We start from the raw sequence: 16,817 nt of genomic DNA, 5'->3' as shown, positions 1-16,817 counted from the left end.
CGAAGTCGGTATGTGGCGCAGCTTGGTAGCGCACTGTCATGGGGTGGCAGGGGTCGAGAGTTCGAATCTCTCCATACCGACCATTTAAATCCTTTCATAATTCTATTTATTCAATAAAAACTGCTTTCCTTTCGTACTACCTAATTTAATACAAAAAAATATCGCACATTTATCGCACTAACTAATCTATTAAAATTATTCCTGCTTTTTGATTTCAGAGGTATTTAGATTATGTGACGCCACAGTTAAATACTTTTCAAATAATAAAGAAGCACATACCTACTTTTAATTTTTGATGTATTGGCTTGAGCTCGTTGATATGCAGTTATGAGTAGATGCTAAGTAGCCGTAATGTCTGAAGTTTAGGCTTAACTCTTTTACTCTATTAAGTTAAAGAACAATTCTGTTAAAAAAACGACCTAAGGGCTAGATCGTTCTGTAATTTGTAAGTAAATTTTATCTAGTGTATGTACAAATATATTTATCAAGATTTTTGGTTGCACAAGTGACTCTCCCTCCAGTCTGAGCACCCTCACTAGAAGTTGAAGTAAAAGACACTCCAGCTCGTTTTGCCGCATTATAGAAATCTACAAATACATCAGCTCCACCATTGTCAAAATCATAAGATTCAGCGTTTTTAGTATCGAAATTAGGCTTTACTTTATTTAAATCGACGTCGGTACCACGTTCAAAATCCCAAATTAAATCCCCATTAACCACTGCATATAGAGAAAAAATTGCGGTACTTCCATCACTAAAACTAACTTGCACCATAATCTTGTCTACATTTAACAATCCTGAGACTTTGTCTGTTGCGTTTGCAAAATTAGTAAGATCATTCCTGAGATTAGTATTTCCATTATAATGTCTTGCAACTTTATTTTGAATAGAGCTTGAACCAACTAAATCCCATACGCTTCCTGCGATTTCAGACGGCACTTCATCAGCCTTAAGTGATTGTACAGACATCATTACTTGCTTCTTAGCATCAGATAAATTGTAGAAATTATTTAAAACACTTTGTTCTACATTATGGTCTTTAACAGTGACTGAATATGTAGGTACTTTTATACCTTTCATCTTCCCTCCACGCCCATCGGGTTCACCACCAGTCCCAGTAAGGGTTTTGTAACCGCTAAACCTTTTTGAAACTTCGAACTTTTTAATAGTTAATGCTTCTAGATTCATTACGTAAACATCGCGGGTTTTATCAAGCTGAGCATTTGACTTCGCTGAATTTTTAAACTGCTCATAAGAAAAACAAGTTGAACACTCTGTTGTTAAAGATTGTTCATTAGCTATCGTTGAACTAGAAAAGATACATAGAAGAGATGCGAAAATTACCTTTTTCATTTATTGTCCTTAATCTGTACTACTTTAAAGTTTAAGGTAAATATATTTAAAATAAAAATCAACAAAAGGGGTACAAACACTCATTTTTAACTCACTAACTTTTTAACCCTACATTTAACTAAATAGACTAACATGCTCCATTTCATTGAATTAATTAGCTTTTAATTTCACACTATAGCCTACTCTCCAAAATAGAAAAATAAAGGGATTCAATCTTAAATTCATAGCACTGTTATCACTCTTAACTATCTTCGAAACTTATATAAAATTAGCATTTTTAAAAACCACTACATTAGCTTATTGCGCCAATAAGTATCGCAATTAAAAATCGCGACAAAGCTGCTGCTGTTTGTATTAAGACTTAAAGCAAAGTTTATTTTGGTTGCCAGTGGTACACATAAATAGGTGTTTGGTAGAACCCTTTAAGCTTGATCACTTTAGTTGGTTTATATAAAAGCAAAGCGAAGATGTTACTCACAATGGTGATGTTTTTGAGCACGTTTTGTTTTAACTTTTCTTCAAGCGCTACCATAGCGCCTGGAAACAAGTAACACACTAGCGTAGACACAGTACGAAATCAGCATTTTTGAAGTCTTTGCAATAGAGAGTAAGATTATTTAAACACTAACTATATTTAGTAAGCACTAAAGTTAATACTCCCCACCCAAAACTAAATAAATCAATGCACCTTTTTCAACCATAATGACTCGCTAAAATATAAGAAGAAACTATTAAAATGAGCATTTAAATAACATGATCTTCCTCTGAATTTGCTGTTCAATACTTGTTCGACTATTACTATATTATAGGAACTACATTTACTTGCGGGATGCTTGATGGACCTTAAAAAAGTAAATAAAAAATCTAATTCACCTAGTTCAAATGTAAATATGGACGAAGCCTTTTTAACTCAACTAGTTAGTTGTTTACCCATGGGGGCAATGGTAGTCAATACCAATGCTCAGATCCTTTTTGCCAATAGTCAACTATCTGAAATACTGGGCTATGAGGACTCAGAACTAATAGGGATGAATATAGATAGTTTACTTCCAGCGCAATTTAAAGCGAACCATACCCACTTGATGAGTCAGTTTTTTGCTAACCCTCGAAAACGATTAATGGGTGAAGGCCGTGAGTTATTTGCGAGTCAAAAAAATGGTAAGCAAATCCCAATCGAAATAGGTTTAAACCCGATACAAGGACAACAAGAGTTAGTTTTAGCCACACTGGTTGATATATCGCAAAGGCTGCGCGCTAACAATATGTTTCAACGCTCTATTCAAGCTGCACCTCATGGTGTGTTAATAGTAGACCAAGCGGGCATTATTCAAGCGGTTAATCAATCGTTATGTAAATCTTTTGGCTACAGTGAAATAGAATTACTCGATAAAAAAATGGAAATGCTATTACCGCATCGCTATCAAGGGCACCATTCAGCACTTCGCCATTCATTTCATCGTGAACCCAGTGTCAGAAGTATGGGAGTAGGCAGAGATTTAACCGCCTTACACAAAGACGGAAAAGAATTCCCAGTTGAAGTGGGCCTGAGTCCTTTTATAAACACCAATGACGAAGACATGGTATTTGTGTCGTTGTTAGATATAACAGAACGAAAACGAATGGAAACCGAGTTAAAAGAAAATAACACAAGTTTGAAGGAGTTTACCTATGTAGCTTCTCATGATTTACGCTCTCCATTGCGGGGGATTTCAAACTTAATTGAATGGATAAAAGAAGATTTAGGCACTACCACGCCTGAAGTAGAATATAACTTAACACGTATTGATGATCGTATTCATAAAATGGAGACGTTAATAGATAATTTATTGGCCTATGCAAGAGCAGGCAAAGCCACTCTAGATACTCAAGTAATCGATATGCATAAGTTAATTTCTAACGTTACCGAACTGTTAGATTTACCGGCTGGAATGAAGCTTCATAAAGACATTCAATTAGATACCATCGTCACTGCATGGACGCCACTTGAAACCGTGGTCCGCAATTTATTAAGTAACGCTATTAAACACCACGACAGTAAAGAGGGAACTATAGAGATTCGTTGTGTAGCAGAAAATACGCTTTGCCATATCACTGTGACTGATGATGGCCCCGGTATCCCGACAGAGGCTTACGAGCGTATTTTTAGTTTGTTTCAAACAACCTCTGATGATAAGTCGGGCTCAGGTATTGGGCTGTCTATTAGTCGGCGTTTGGCACAAGCTCATGGTGGGCGCATTTCAGTAAGCTCAAATGAACCGCAAAAAGGGTCTACATTTCATGTGTGGTGGCCTCGCTTTGCAAGGAAAGAAAATTTATGATCAAAAATCTATCTATACTGCTTGTTGAGGACGACGATGTTGCCGCGGAAGCCGTTACAAGAAGCCTAAAAAAAGTGGATCCTAAAATTAAAATAATTTGGAAACAAAACGGAAAGCTGGCACTAGATGCGTTACGAGAAAAAGCGCAACAAAAAGAAATATCAGAGCCCTACTTAGTATTGCTAGACCTGAATATGCCAGTGATGAATGGCTTTGAATTTTTAGAGCATATTCGTAAAGATGAAAAATTAAACGATACCGTTGTATTTATACTCACGACCTCCAATGAGGATAACGATCGTACTCGCGCGTACCATAATAACGTAGCAGGTTACATGGTTAAACATGCAATTGGCCCGCAGTTTGCCAAATTAGCGACACTTATGGATGCTTATATACATGCCGTTGAGCTTGAATAAGCCATTTTGCAAGAGATATGGATATGATAACTTCAATAGATAATTTTGAAACCTGCGACAGTATTAAACTACTCATTGTTGATGACGATGCGGTTGATAGAGAACAAATACGCCGTATGATATCTCGCTCTAATATACAGGCTAAAATTTCAGAAGCATCTTCTATTGAAAGCTCTATGTCTTACCTTGAGCATAGGGAATTTGATTGCGTCATAGTTGATTACCGATTAGGTATCGGATCGGGGCTTACTCTGCTGGATAATATTAGAAAGTCTGTAAATAACCACTGTGCTGTGATTATGATCACGGGCTTAGGGGATGAAAAAATAGCAGCAGAAGCTATGCGCCTAGGGGCAAGCGATTATTTACTTAAAAACCAATTAAAAAGCGATCAGTTGATACACTCTATATCTAGTTCCATTCAACGCGCAAGCTTAGAAAAAAAACTTCATAACATGGCACATTACGATAGCCTAACAGGCTTAGCAAGCCGCCCAATTTTAATTGATCAACTTCAACAGGCCATTACATCTCAGCAAAAGCTCGCCGTTGCCTATTTAGATTTAGATAACTTTAAACCCATTAATGACAAATATGGTCATGAAACCGGTGATTTCGTGTTGAAAACCATTGCCCAAAGGCTACAAAACACATTACGCAAGGAAGATACACTAGCGCGTATTGGTGGAGATGAGTTTATCCTTTTATTAAGAGGGGCTGCGCACACAATACAAGAATATGAGATTCGGTTACAAGACGTGCTGATTGAGGTAAACGACCCTATAAAATTAGCAGAGTTTTCGTGCTCCGTTCAAATTTCAGTCAGCATCGGCGTTGCACTTCCCAGTGATGATGGCTTAACTTGTGATGACATTTTACGAAGAGCCGATCAAACTATGTACCAAGCAAAAAGATCAGGAACAAACCGGATTCTGTTTTTTGATCCAGAGGAAGAAAGCCTAAGGCATGCAAGACATGATTTGTTATTGGCTGCTGAAAAAGGCATTGCTCGTAAAGAGTTTATTCTACATTATCAACCAAAGGTAAATTTAATGGATCACCAGTTGATTGGCGTTGAAGCCTTAATACGCTGGAATCACCCTACTTTGGGTTTACTTTACCCTGGTCACTTTTCAGAGGCATTAGAGCACCCACACATTGGTATATTAATTGGTGAATGGGTACTTGCTGAGGCCTTAAAACAACATAAAATTTGGACAAGAAATCATCTTTCTATGAGTGTAAACATCTCTCCAGCTCATTTACTTAGTGAGGGCTTTGTTGAAAACCTAAGAGAGTTACTCATCAGCACTAATAATATAAAACCAAAAACCCTCGAATTGGAAATTTTAGAGAGCACTACAATTGGAAACGTTGAACAGGCAGTCGACGTTCTCAATGGTTGTCGGAATTTAGGGGTAAGTATTGCGCTAGACGACTTTGGTACAGGTTACGCTTCGTTGAGTTACTTAAAAAAATTACCTTTAGATACATTAAAAATAGATCAAAGCTTTGTTAAAAAGCTCCTATCAGACCATGAAGACAAGTCCATAGTTACGTGTATCGTGGCGCTAAGTAAAGCATTTGGGTATAACCTAGTTGCAGAGGGGATAGAGTCACAAGAGCTCGAAAAAGTACTTATAGGCATGGGTTGCTATCATGGGCAAGGTTATTATATTGCCAAACCAATGTCTGCAGAGAAGATGAACTTATGGATAAAAAATATGACATCAACTAAGCACTGACCCTAAATAATATCCCTCTATTTGGGTTGCCAGTGATACACATAAATCGGTGTTTGGTAAAAATCTTTAAGCTTGATAACGTTAGTTGGTTTATATGATGGCAAAGCGAAGGTGTTACTCACAATAGTGATGTTTTTAAACACATCATGTTTTAACTTTTCTTCAAGCGCTACCATACCATCAGGAAACAAGTAACACACCAAAGTAGACGCAGAACTGAGATCGGCATTTTTAAAGTCTTTACGATAGAGGGTAAGGTTATTTAAACCTAAACTATATTTAAAAAGCATTGAAATTAACCAAGGAAACCACGATAACTCATAGCCAATAACCTGTTTATTAGGATGCCTTTTGGCAACCGCTATAACAAGCGTTCCCCAACCTGAACCTAAATCAATTAATGCGCCTTTTTCATCCATGCTTATTGCAGCAAGCATAGTTTGGCGCGCTTTGCTTGAGCTCATCATCGGTGAAATTCCCGTTTTTAGCGTGCTCCAAACAATAGATAAAGCGATTAGAAGAACTAAAAAGAAAAATGCGGTAGCAATAAAGTCCATACTAACTAACACCTAATAACGGTTGAATATTGATGATTTCACCTGAGCTATTTCGCTTTTACATAATAAAACTAGTGAAACCATTACATAGCGTGCCATTTGTGTAAATTTATTTTATATTTAACACCTGTTTAAAATAAAACCACAAAAAAAGCGCCATTTGGCGCTTTTTAAATTAGTAGTAAGGTACTAGTGCTTACGCCCTACGCCGTTGCGCACCATGTCTTGTCCGCTTTGGAAGATCTCTTCGGTAATTTCACGTGCTAATAAAAGTTGTTGCTTGTCATCAAACACGGCTACAAAACGGCTGCCGTCAGCATTGTTAGTTGCCATACCCACGCCTGCTACGCCGGTTAAACCTAGGCCGCCGTTTTCAACTTGCAGTAAAAAACTTTCAAGTTCAGCGAGTGTATCGATTGCAGTTAGTTTGTTTTCCATTAAGGTTACTCTGTGTTGCTCGCCATAGCGAGTCTGTAAATAATATGCAGTTATTTTACAGATCATAGTGGCAAACTTAAACCATCAAACATTAACCTTTATGCATTCCACGAATAGGGTAATTATTATCAGGGTTTTTAATCCAAGTTATACCTCGCAATAAAGTAGACAGATCTGGTCTTACAAATGGATTATTTGAGATATCAACAACTTGTACTGTACCGTGTTCATTCACTACATACACAGCAGGCTCAGCAAATAAATGGTCTGTTTCTTGAGCGTTGCGAGGTTGAGAAACATACAGCCCTAACGCATTCATTTGTTCAGGCTTTAATTCAAACGCAATGGGGTAACTCACTGATAACTTCTCTTTATGTGTTAACAACTGCGCTTCGCTGTCGGCCGATACAGCAATTAAAGAAACTCCAATGTCTTGTAATGACTGTTTAATTTCTTCTAACTGATTTAGATACTGCGTACACATAGGACAATGCTGGCCACGATACACAACCACCATTTGCCAAGCAGCGTCTTGCTGGACACGCCCTAACTCTACTTCGTTACTATTTAGTACAGGGCAATTAATCTTTGGGAAACGACTCCCCGGAAGAAGTTTATTTGTATACTGTGATGCATTAGTCATTGTGTTTCCTCTCAAAAGTGTGTACTTATATGTGCTTTAAAGCGCGCTAAGTCAGTATCTATATCGGCGTTTTTCATAACATCAAAACAAGCAATGGTAGGCATTGCTGTCATACCAAAAAACTTAAAGTTCATATGCATTGGGAACATTAAGTCGTCAACACTTTTACCATTAAAAAATTCTTCTGAATTGTTAAATGACTCCTCTGGTGCGTTAAATGTGAGTGACATCATATATTTAGTATCTTTAAGTGTGCCACCTGTGCCATAACCGCTTTTTGGGTCGTCCTGGTGACGACCATCGCCATTACACATGGCGCCACCCATACCGGCTGTATACACCTCGTCCATATATCTTTTAAACGAAAATGGCACGCCCATCCAGTTAATAGGTGATTGCAGTAAGACAACGTCAGCCCATTGATGGAGTGCTAATTGTGCCTCTACATCAATACTATCTGTCATAGTTACGGTTTTAACTTCATGGCCTTTTTCTATCAGTATCGATGATGCTACATCAACTAGGGTGGCATTTAATTTGCCCTCTGAAAAAGAATAATATTGGTGTGCATTTATAATGAGTACCTTGCTCATGTGATCTCTCCAAAAATAGTACAAAAATTGGTCTTTACTTTAATGTGGTATATAATAGTTACCTGAAGAATAGATTCAATTAGTATACTTTTAGTAACCACCCTATTTTAGAGGTTAAATTTTGGAAAGCTCTATAGAAACAGATAGTAAGGGAAGAAAAAAAGTTTTAAATGCCTGCTTAGAACCTTGTGCTATTGAAAAAGGAATGCGCTTAATTGGCGGGAAGTGGACAAGTTCTATTATTTATCACTTAAAAGATGAACCTGTTCGCTTTAATGATCTAACTCGAATGTTAGGTGGAGCGAGCAAAAAAATGATAGATCAACGTTTAAAAGAGTTAGAGGCCAATAAGATGGTTTTAAGGACGGTGATCAGCACTAGACCTATTGCTGTCACCTACGAGCTCACTGAGTTTGGGCGCTCTGCACTAGGAATTCTTCACGATCTTAGGGTTTGGTCTGAGTCTAATATTTTAGACTAATTAAAAATAAAAACCCCGCAGATGCGGGGTTTTATGTATTAGCTTTGCTTCATTGTGCCTTGTTGCTCAAGGCGGGTATGCCAGCTGAATGCCTCTTCTAAAATATGAGGCGTATGACCGCCACGAACACATGCACGCTCGTAGTAGTCAAGCATGGCGTTGCGATAATCTGGGTGTACACAGTGCTTAATGACTTCAATTGCACGTTCGCGTGGTGCTAAACCGCGTAAATCAGCAAGGCCTTGCTCGGTTACTAAAATATCAACATCGTGCTCGGTATGATCAACATGGCTTACCATAGGCACAACACTTGAAATAGCGCCACCTTTGGCAATTGATTTAGTTACAAACACCGATACATGGGCATTACGTGCAAAGTCGCCTGAACCACCAATACCGTTCATCATTTTAGTACCACACACATGGGTTGAGTTAACGTTGCCATATATATCAAACTCAAGTGCAGTGTTAATTGCAATAATACCTAAACGACGCACAATTTCAGGGTGATTAGACATTTCTTGTGGTCGAAGTACTAGCTTATCACGATACTTTTCAAGGTTATTAAATACTTGTGAGTTACAACGCTCTGATAAAATAATTGAACACCCTGATGCAAAATTAAGTTTACCCGCATCAATTAAATCAAAGGTAGAATCTTGTAGTACCTCTGAATACATAGTGAGGCCTTTAAAATCAGAGTCTAATAAACCCATCATTACTGCGTTGGCAATGTTACCAATACCGGCTTGTAATGGGCCTAGGTTTTCAGGCATACGCTGTTGTGCTACTTCTTCTTTAAAAAAGTTCACTAAGTGACGTGCAATAGAGGCTGTGTCTGCATCTGGGTCGGTAACAGTTGAAAATGAGTCACTTTGATTGGTAAATACAATACCCACAATTTTAGCCGGATCAATTGGAATAGCAGTGCTACCAATACGGTCATCTACTTTCACTAATGGCAATGGCGTACGTGTTGGACGATAAGATGGAATATAAATGTCGTGAAGCCCTTCAAGCTCTGGCTGGTGTAACATATTAATTTCTACAATTACCTGTTTGGCAAAAATAGCAAAGCTGGCTGAATTGCCCACTGATGTTGTAGGTACTATGTGGCCTTCTTCAGTAATAGCTACGGCTTCAATGACCGCTACATCAGGCATCGTTAACTGATGATTACGTAGCTGTTCAACGGTTTCAGATAAATGCTGGTCAATAAACATGACCTCACCGTTGTTAATCGCTTTACGTAATGTGCTGTCTACTTGAAATGGCATACGACGCGCTAACGCACCTGATTCAGTTAGTAGCTTATCTAAGTCGTTTCCTAATGACGCGCCCGTCATTAGGTTAATTTTCATTGGGTTTTCACGCACTCGCTCTGCAAGCGCACGTGGTACAGCTTTCGCTTCACCGGCACGAGTAAAACCACTCATACCCACGGTCATGCCGTCTTTAATAAATAAACTGGCCTGCTCTGCAGACATCACTTTGTTGTGTAAGTCGCTACGACGAATTCGTTCTAATTGCATTTGGAACCCCTTAAACCCCATTTTTATTTGGCGCTATTCTAAGTATTTCCTTATGCTTCGTAAGCTAGACCTAAGTCTCATTTACGCATTGTTGATATAAAAACATCGCGAAGCGTTTTAATTTTGTACACTTTATTACTTAACTTATTGGTGATAATAAGGTTAAAATAGTAAAAAACGCATACAACTATTTAACTCACTGAGTTTAAAAATAAACAAAACTAATTAAAATCAACCATTTAAAATTTCAATCAGGAAGGTTGAAATTTTTAATTGTATAAAAATTTAGCCGCGCTATGCGGAGCTTACAAAATAATAAACTGTTCATTCATTGGGCAGTAACCTTGTGAGGAATAGAATCCACAATTTAGGTATTAAGGAAAATACATGGATTTGTCTGACGAAGAAATTAACTTTTTATCTGGCTTATTTGAACCTAGTCAAAGTAGTGCATTAATCAATGAAACAAAGTTAACAGTACAAGCATCAATACCAGAGGGTATTGCGCATTTACTTGGTCAAGCTAAATTAACCTTATTAGCAGAAGTAGCCCACTACCAACTATGGTTCCCACTTCAATTTAAAACCGATGAATTAGGCCATTTCAGTACTGTATTAGAAGCCCCCGAAGTAATTGACACTAAAGGTATTCAGCGCAGCTGGCGGTTGAGCGAATTAAATATCCAAAGCCAAGGTTTTTGCATTGAATCTATATCTAGCACAGGAATATTTTTAAAACCCACATCAGTACACAGTGAACTTGATGAGTTGCAGAATATGCAATTTATTTTACCCAACGAAGCGGCGATATCATTAGATATAGAACCGGTTAGGCAGAGTAAGTGTGGCATAGCAGCAAAAATTAAACACATTCACTATGGTAAAGAGCAGCTAAGAGCGTATTTATTTGAAGTTCATAAACGTCAATTTTCAAGCCTATACCAGCTAGAGCACAAACAACAAAAATTGGAATTATCAAACTAAAAAAGCCACACAATGTGGCTTTTTTAACTTATTTTATCGAGTGACTTTTACTTTAAGCGTTTGGCTACATCAGCTACACGTTCGCCGTATAAACGGGCCGTTTCTAAATCGCCTGATGGAATAGCAGATTCATCTGCATCAGTAGGTGATTGCACTAATACGCCAACTGAACCGCCTAAGTTATTGATGTCTTGACGAGTTGATTCCAATTTATTGGCCGGTGGTAACCCTAGGCTTACCCAAATTCCACCATGTTGCGAAGCCAATGTTTGCATACTAATTAGAGTGACTTGTTTATCGCCATTTAGGCTGCCGCTATTGGTAAACCCGCCAAATACTTTGTCTTTCCACCCCATGGTAAACCAAACTTTAGAGGTAGCATCAACAAACTTTTTAAACTGCCAAGGATATGAGCCCATATAGGTAGGTGCGCCAAATATAATGGCATCTGCATTGTTTAATGCATCCCAATCGGTGTCTTTTATGTCGCCATTCTCATCGATTGCAATAAGCTGAGCGTTTGCTCCATCAGCTACAAATTCAGCCACTTTTTTGGTATGGCCATATCCCGAAAAATAAATAACCGCTACTTTACTCATGAACCTTCCTTTTGTTGTGATTTAATAAACACGCTTGTAACTATAGTATGGCCGCTTAATCTAAAATCAACTAAGCAGGGTGTTTAATTAAATTAGCTTGCGTGGCATTAAATTAAAAGGTACTCACTGCAATTTCTAAATTACTCACCGCACAGCCATACTGCGCAGCACTAATACGATGATATCCAGACTCAGGCGTGGCAGATAAACTAATAATAAACTCATCTTGCTGGCCAACAGCCGTTTGTTCTTGGCTAAGGCACATGGCTTGCGTTAAAGAGCGTAATTTGGCCTGCGTTAAAATGCTGCCAAAACGCTGAACTGGTAAAGGCGGTATTTTAATTGCTGGCAATGCTTGGCTAATACTGCGCTGACTTAAGGTAAAATCGTTATTTTTAATATCAATCACACTGCCCACAGGCCAGTAAGAGTAACTGTAGGTTTTAGTTTTAGTTTCAGCCTGAGCTTGCTCTGTTGATTTAACCATCACCACACCATTTTTACCAATTACGGTCATTAAATTGCCAGCTTCAGATTTAATCACCACTAAGGCTGTGGTTTCGTCTACACCAAAACCGAATGCGGGTTGAGCTTGATTTGCACTGAAGCTGTCGAGCAAAGTGCCTAGTCTTAATGTACGGTTTCGCTCGCTAAAGTGTGTATCGAGTACACCGTAACTAAATGTGCCTAAACCCCCAAAGCGGTTGTAAGTTAAACTATCGCTGTTTGAGCGTTCACTTGGGGCATCAATGGCTTGTGCGCCTTCTTTCAATGCCGACAAGCTAGTGCCATTGGTGATCATCACCACATTCCCGGCGTGGGCTTGCCCACCACTTTGCACCGCGGTACCTGCACTTGTTCCAACAATAACAGGGCGAGACTGTAATGCTTTTGTCCAAGGGTAAGGCTGGTTATTTTCATCAAATAATACTTTTCGAGTTAGGCTTTGATCGCCACCATTAAACATCACACCGGTACTGTTTTTTATTAGCTCTACTAAAGCGTCGGTGCCTTTTTTACACAATTTATATTCAGCTTGTGTGCGATCAGGGTAAATATGTTCGCGTTGATATAGCCCCATTTCGGAGTGCCTAAGCGTGGTTAAATCATCACACTTGTTGGTGGTTATTGCTTTAGCAAGCGCAGGGGTTAATGCAAGCCATTGCGAATTTACATTAGGGAAGCTTAGTAATCCTTCGTAAAAATCAGCAGATTCATAAGGGTCTCTACTTGAGGCGGTAATGGCCAGCATACTCGGGTTGGAGTTATTAACTTTTAAACTACCCGATATAAACTGCAAAATCTCTGTCGCCGCCGATTCGCTATTAAGCGCAGTATTTACCTGCTCTTTTAGTCGCTTGTTGTCGCTTTTTATTTGAGCTACTTCAAGCATATCTATTACAAAATTGTATTCTTGATCCGATAAACTATTGAGCTGTTTGCTATCAATATCGCGCCACAACCATAACAGTTCTTTTTTCGATAATGTGGGCGATGACTTAGCCTGCATTGTTGCTAAATTTTTAATAGTGTTATTTTTAGCTTGGCTATTTTTACTGGGCCATTGTTGCTTTATTTGGCTAATTTTAGTGTGAGAGAGCGCAAATACATTATGCGTTTTACCCGAAATTTGAGTATTTTTTTCACAGTTTTTAGAGCTTAAACTGGCACACGTTGTGAGAGCTCCACCCACTAAAACAAGAGTTTGATTAGACTCTTTTGCGCTTAACTGTAGCGAAAAAGCAATTAAAATTGAGTAAAAAGCGGTTATTGTTCGCGATTTAACTAGTCGCTTTTTTGGTAAATTTATTCGTTCCATTATGTTACACTCATGTAAAAAATTATAAGAAATAACTTGCGAGAGCGTCTCTCACTTGCTATAAAAAAAAGGAACTTTAAAACGCGAGTAAGCTAGCACCCATTTGCTAGCTTTGTCAAAAACCTTTTTGGAAAGAGAATTATGTTTAAAAAAGCAACATTGCTTACAACATATTTCTACTCACCACACTACCTTTCGGAGTGGTTTGACGAGTAGCCCACCACCTCACTAATTTCTGTGAGGGGCTCAGCGTGTCATTTCACCATTGCCCTGTCTAAAAACCATAATAATTAAAGCCTTAAGAAATATTAAACCTATTTCTGCGCGCTTAAAAAAGACAAAAGGTACTACAATGTTTCGTCAACTAACTATTGCGGCCACAGTAAGCGCTTTACTGAGCCCTGTCACTTGTGTGTATGCACAAGAAACTCAAACTGATACCAACATTGAACGAGTAGAAGTAACAGGATCTCGCTTAAAAGGCGTTGATCTGGAAGGCACTATTCCACTAACCGTTTTAGACCAAGATGCAATCAAACGCTCTGGTGCTAATACCATTCATGAATTACTCAAAGATTTATCTGTATTTAAAGGCGGAAGCGGTACGTTCTCAACCTCTGAAAGTGGTGGTACGTCTACCTCTACACCAGCAGGTCAATCAGCAGCGAGCTTACGAGGCATGGGACCTTCGGCAACGCTGACATTAATAAATGGGCGAAGAGTTGCGCCTAGTTCATTTGCTGCAGGTACTGAAAACTTTGTAGATGTGAATTCTATTCCTCTAGCGGCCATTGAACGTATTGATATTTTAGCCACCGGTGCATCAGCCGTTTATGGTGCCGATGCTGTAGCGGGTGTTATTAACTACATTTTAAAAGATGATTTTGAAGGCGCTGAAATCAATACTTCGTTTGCCGATAGCTTTGATCAACATGACGAAAGTAAAAAACAATTAAACTTAGTGTATGGTACAAAAATAGGCGAGAGTAACTTAACGGTATTTGCAGATATATACGACCGTAACGCTTTTAAAGCGACCGATCGTAATTACACGGCCTCTCCCTCTTTAGTGAATGGTTACTCCTATTTACCTAAGCTGGAGAACTCACCTAATATTTATTATTTCAGCAGCCGAGATGGTAACGAACTTCCATCACCAAACTGCAAAACCGAGTTAGTTACTACTGAACTTGATGAACAAATTTGTGCTTACTACCCTAATCAAGATGATTACCTAGAAACGCCATTTGAAAGCCTTTCAACCGGCTTTATGTTTAATAGTGAGCTTGGTGGTCTACAATGGCATACTGATTTTTTTTACAGTCAGACCAAGGCAAAAGCGTATTCATCGCCCTCACCTATTAACCAAATTAATGACGACGACGGCCCGTATGTTTTAGAAGACGCCTTATTTATTTACGATAATGCCGATGGTAGTAATGATTTATTAGATCAACTCTACATTGACCCATTTGATACCCAAAGTGGTCGAGAAGTGTATGGTTTTGCATTTGATGCGCGCTTTAATGCCCCAAGAACGGTGGAAGTAGAAACGAAAAACTTTCGCTTAGTAAGTAGCCTAAGTGGTGAAATTGGTGATTGGGGTTGGGAATCTGGTGTTACTCTTTCTCGCTCACGTTCAGAGCAAGAAGCGATTGCAGGGGTTTATAATCGCTACAAGTTCCATGGCGCGATTACAGGCGAGCTATGTTCAGACGGTACGCTGGCAAGTTATGACGGTACTGACTTAAATTGTGCATCTGGGGAGTTGCTACCTTTTTACAACCCTTTCCTTCAAGGCGACGCCGCTAATGATGCCGTTTTGGCAACAGCGCAAGCTCGCCCAACACGCAGTGGAGAAAGTACTGTTTACGGCTGGGATGCTAACTTTAATGGTGAACTATTTACCTTTAACGACCTACCAGCCTATGCCTCATTTGGGGTAGAAGCACGACGTGAAGAGCTAAGCGACATTCCTTCGCTTAATTCACAAGCTCAAGCAGACAAAGACTACCTTGTTGATGTATTTGGATTTGGCTCTAGTTTATCAGAAGCCGATCGCACTCAATATGCCGCCTTTGCTGAATTAAGTATTTCACTGAGTGAGCAAATAGAGCTACAAGCAGCGGGTCGATACGATCATTACGATGATTTTGGTGGCACCTTTAATCCTAAAATAGGTTTGAGCTATCGCCCGACTGATTCGTTAGTTGTTCGTGGTTCATGGTCAACCTCGTTTAGAGCACCATCATTAACTCAAGCTGGCGTTAAATTAAGAACCACGCAATCCACTTTCGATTGTGGTGCTAACCAAGCGGTGTCTGATCTTTACTGTATGGGTGATGGCACCCAAGTGAGTGTTAATTCGTTAGAGTTAGGTAACCCAAATCTAAATGCAGAAGAATCTGAGGCTATCAGTGTTGGCTTTGCATGGAGTCCATCGGCTAATACTAATTTAACCATTGATTATTGGCAGTTTGATCATGAAGAAGTAATCGATACCAACATGACCGCAGTGCTCGACCGCGCTATAACTGATGCGTCACTTCGTCACTGTGGCATTGTACCACCGGGCGAGCAAGGCATATCGTACGATGAAGCATTATGTGATGTCACCGACACCAGTGGTTTAAACATAGAGCAAGACGGCGCTAATTTAACTGAAATTTTAAGCAGTTATATAGATGAATTTAACCCACGTGATGACGAGCTATTTTTACCGTTGTTTCGCGATCATGCTATCCCACTTGAAAACACTGGTACACAAACATTAGCAGGCATAGACTTTAAGTTTGACCATAGGTTTGTATTACCAAGCGGCGATTTAACCTTTGCGTTTGACGGGACTCATTACCTTGAGTTTGAACGTAATAAACCGGGGTCTGACTCGTTAGAGAAGCTGGTGGGAACTTATCGTTATCCTGAAAATGTTGCGCGTATGTCAATAGATTGGGAAGCGCAAAATTACTACCTTAACTTAGGTGCAAACTACACCAGCAGCTACGAAGATGATATAGAAGGCCTGCGTGGTCGTGAAATTGATGAGCTAGATTCGCTTGGCGTATTAGACTCAAAAGGTGAGCATCAGGTTGATGACTGGCTCGTTTGGGATTTATCAGCGGGTTTTTATGTTAATAAATCGCTGACTTTGCGCGCGCGCATCAATAATATTTTTGATAAAGAGCCACCCACTCTTTATGGCTCAAGCCGTGGCTTTGATTCAATTAATCATAATGCCCTAGGTGCTAATTATAAATTAAGTATTAGCTACCGTTTTTAACCACTTAGCCGCAAAGCAAACGCTTTGCGGCCTTCCTTTTATTACTGGTCATGGCT

Annotated in this window: 14 protein-coding genes and 1 tRNA gene; 7 read left to right on the top strand and 8 right to left on the bottom strand. The window is 39.1% G+C overall.

The annotated features are described in order from the left end of the window. The first annotated feature begins 6 nt into the window (after positions 1–6). Positions 7–83 (top strand) — tRNA-Pro (locus MTF66_RS35115). A gap of 373 nt (positions 84–456) precedes the next feature. Here MTF66_RS35115 and MTF66_RS35110 read toward each other — a convergent pair. After that, complete coding sequence (locus MTF66_RS35110; protein WP_138623206.1) at positions 457–1,353, bottom strand: hypothetical protein; 897 nt, start codon at positions 1,351–1,353, stop codon at positions 457–459. Positions 1,354–2,189: 836 nt separating this feature from the next. Between MTF66_RS35110 and MTF66_RS35105 the strand changes: the two genes are divergently transcribed. From MTF66_RS35105 to MTF66_RS35095, 3 genes are read left to right on the top strand one after another with little or no spacing between them, the layout of a single operon-like run. Next, positions 2,190–3,671, top strand: coding sequence for a PAS domain-containing sensor histidine kinase (locus tag MTF66_RS35105; RefSeq protein ID WP_138623208.1), 1,482 nt, complete (start codon positions 2,190–2,192; stop codon positions 3,669–3,671). Continuing rightward, positions 3,668–4,090: a response regulator gene (locus MTF66_RS35100; RefSeq protein ID WP_010392817.1), complete on the top strand. Its 423-nt coding sequence runs from the start codon at positions 3,668–3,670 to the stop codon at positions 4,088–4,090. The genes MTF66_RS35105 and MTF66_RS35100 overlap by 4 nt, the downstream gene beginning before the upstream one ends. A gap of 23 nt (positions 4,091–4,113) precedes the next feature. Beyond that, positions 4,114–5,835 carry a GGDEF domain-containing response regulator gene (locus tag MTF66_RS35095; protein WP_248530074.1) on the top strand — a complete coding sequence of 574 codons (1,722 nt, stop codon included), beginning with the start codon at positions 4,114–4,116 and terminating at the stop codon, positions 5,833–5,835. Between the two features lie 17 nt (positions 5,836–5,852). Here the strand turns inward: MTF66_RS35095 and MTF66_RS35090 are convergent, their stop codons facing one another. The 4 genes from MTF66_RS35090 to MTF66_RS35075 form a co-directional block, all read right to left on the bottom strand. Continuing rightward, a complete protein-coding gene (locus MTF66_RS35090) occupies positions 5,853–6,392 on the bottom strand; it encodes a methyltransferase (RefSeq protein ID WP_138623212.1) in 540 nt (179 codons plus the stop codon). Positions 6,393–6,581: 189 nt separating this feature from the next. Next, the gene (locus tag MTF66_RS35085) at positions 6,582–6,830 is read right to left on the bottom strand and encodes a hypothetical protein (RefSeq protein ID WP_008114111.1); all 249 of its coding nucleotides are present in this window, start codon (positions 6,828–6,830) and stop codon (positions 6,582–6,584) included. 91 nt (positions 6,831–6,921) lie between these two features. Continuing rightward, positions 6,922–7,473 carry a redoxin domain-containing protein gene (locus MTF66_RS35080; RefSeq protein ID WP_010392826.1) on the bottom strand — a complete coding sequence of 184 codons (552 nt, stop codon included), beginning with the start codon at positions 7,471–7,473 and terminating at the stop codon, positions 6,922–6,924. Between the two features lie 11 nt (positions 7,474–7,484). Beyond that, positions 7,485–8,066 (bottom strand): NAD(P)H-dependent oxidoreductase, encoded by a 582-nt coding sequence (locus MTF66_RS35075; protein ID WP_109874855.1) that lies wholly within the window; start codon positions 8,064–8,066, stop codon positions 7,485–7,487. Between the two features lie 121 nt (positions 8,067–8,187). Here MTF66_RS35075 and MTF66_RS35070 point away from each other — a divergent pair, with 121 nt between their 5' ends. Continuing rightward, positions 8,188–8,547: a helix-turn-helix domain-containing protein gene (locus tag MTF66_RS35070; RefSeq protein ID WP_010392830.1), complete on the top strand. Its 360-nt coding sequence runs from the start codon at positions 8,188–8,190 to the stop codon at positions 8,545–8,547. Positions 8,548–8,585: 38 nt separating this feature from the next. Here MTF66_RS35070 and MTF66_RS35065 read toward each other — a convergent pair whose 3' ends face one another. Beyond that, complete coding sequence (locus MTF66_RS35065; protein WP_138623214.1) at positions 8,586–10,079, bottom strand: acetyl-CoA hydrolase/transferase family protein; 1,494 nt, start codon at positions 10,077–10,079, stop codon at positions 8,586–8,588. Between the two features lie 387 nt (positions 10,080–10,466). Between MTF66_RS35065 and MTF66_RS35060 the strand changes: the two genes are divergently transcribed. Further along, entirely contained in the window at positions 10,467–11,063 is a 597-nt protein-coding gene (locus tag MTF66_RS35060; RefSeq protein ID WP_138623216.1) for a hypothetical protein, read from the top strand. 47 nt (positions 11,064–11,110) lie between these two features. Here the strand turns inward: MTF66_RS35060 and MTF66_RS35055 are convergent, their stop codons facing one another. Both MTF66_RS35055 and MTF66_RS35050 read right to left on the bottom strand, forming a co-directional pair. Further along, positions 11,111–11,662 (bottom strand): flavodoxin family protein, encoded by a 552-nt coding sequence (locus MTF66_RS35055; protein WP_131690813.1) that lies wholly within the window; start codon positions 11,660–11,662, stop codon positions 11,111–11,113. A 112-nt stretch (positions 11,663–11,774) separates the two neighbouring features. Further along, on the bottom strand, positions 11,775–13,481 hold the full coding sequence (locus tag MTF66_RS35050; RefSeq protein WP_248530073.1) for a cyanophycinase: 1,707 nt from the start codon (positions 13,479–13,481) through the stop codon (positions 11,775–11,777). Positions 13,482–13,833: 352 nt separating this feature from the next. On the opposite strand from MTF66_RS35050, the gene MTF66_RS35045 reads away from it, so the two are divergent. Then, positions 13,834–16,761 carry a TonB-dependent receptor domain-containing protein gene (locus MTF66_RS35045; RefSeq protein ID WP_138623221.1) on the top strand — a complete coding sequence of 976 codons (2,928 nt, stop codon included), beginning with the start codon at positions 13,834–13,836 and terminating at the stop codon, positions 16,759–16,761. The last annotated feature ends 56 nt before the right edge of the window (positions 16,762–16,817 follow it).

It is taken from the genome of Pseudoalteromonas sp. 2CM39R (assembly GCF_023161845.1).
Note: the sequence above shows the minus strand (reverse complement) of the source record. Positions and strands in the feature narration are given on the sequence as shown.

Coding starts and splice junctions, on each gene's coding strand:
- MTF66_RS35060 (WP_138623216.1), top strand. CDS start 10,467: ATGGATTTGTCTGACGAAGAAATTAACTTTTTATCTGGCTTATTTGAA.
- MTF66_RS35085 (WP_008114111.1), bottom strand. CDS start 6,830: ATGGAAAACAAACTAACTGCAATCGATACACTCGCTGAACTTGAAAGT.
- MTF66_RS35045 (WP_138623221.1), top strand. CDS start 13,834: ATGTTTCGTCAACTAACTATTGCGGCCACAGTAAGCGCTTTACTGAGC.
- MTF66_RS35050 (WP_248530073.1), bottom strand. CDS start 13,481: ATGGAACGAATAAATTTACCAAAAAAGCGACTAGTTAAATCGCGAACA.
- MTF66_RS35110 (WP_138623206.1), bottom strand. CDS start 1,353: ATGAAAAAGGTAATTTTCGCATCTCTTCTATGTATCTTTTCTAGTTCA.
- MTF66_RS35105 (WP_138623208.1), top strand. CDS start 2,190: ATGGACCTTAAAAAAGTAAATAAAAAATCTAATTCACCTAGTTCAAAT.
- MTF66_RS35100 (WP_010392817.1), top strand. CDS start 3,668: ATGATCAAAAATCTATCTATACTGCTTGTTGAGGACGACGATGTTGCC.
- MTF66_RS35075 (WP_109874855.1), bottom strand. CDS start 8,066: ATGAGCAAGGTACTCATTATAAATGCACACCAATATTATTCTTTTTCA.
- MTF66_RS35065 (WP_138623214.1), bottom strand. CDS start 10,079: ATGCAATTAGAACGAATTCGTCGTAGCGACTTACACAACAAAGTGATG.
- MTF66_RS35080 (WP_010392826.1), bottom strand. CDS start 7,473: ATGACTAATGCATCACAGTATACAAATAAACTTCTTCCGGGGAGTCGT.
- MTF66_RS35055 (WP_131690813.1), bottom strand. CDS start 11,662: ATGAGTAAAGTAGCGGTTATTTATTTTTCGGGATATGGCCATACCAAA.
- MTF66_RS35095 (WP_248530074.1), top strand. CDS start 4,114: ATGATAACTTCAATAGATAATTTTGAAACCTGCGACAGTATTAAACTA.
- MTF66_RS35090 (WP_138623212.1), bottom strand. CDS start 6,392: ATGGACTTTATTGCTACCGCATTTTTCTTTTTAGTTCTTCTAATCGCT.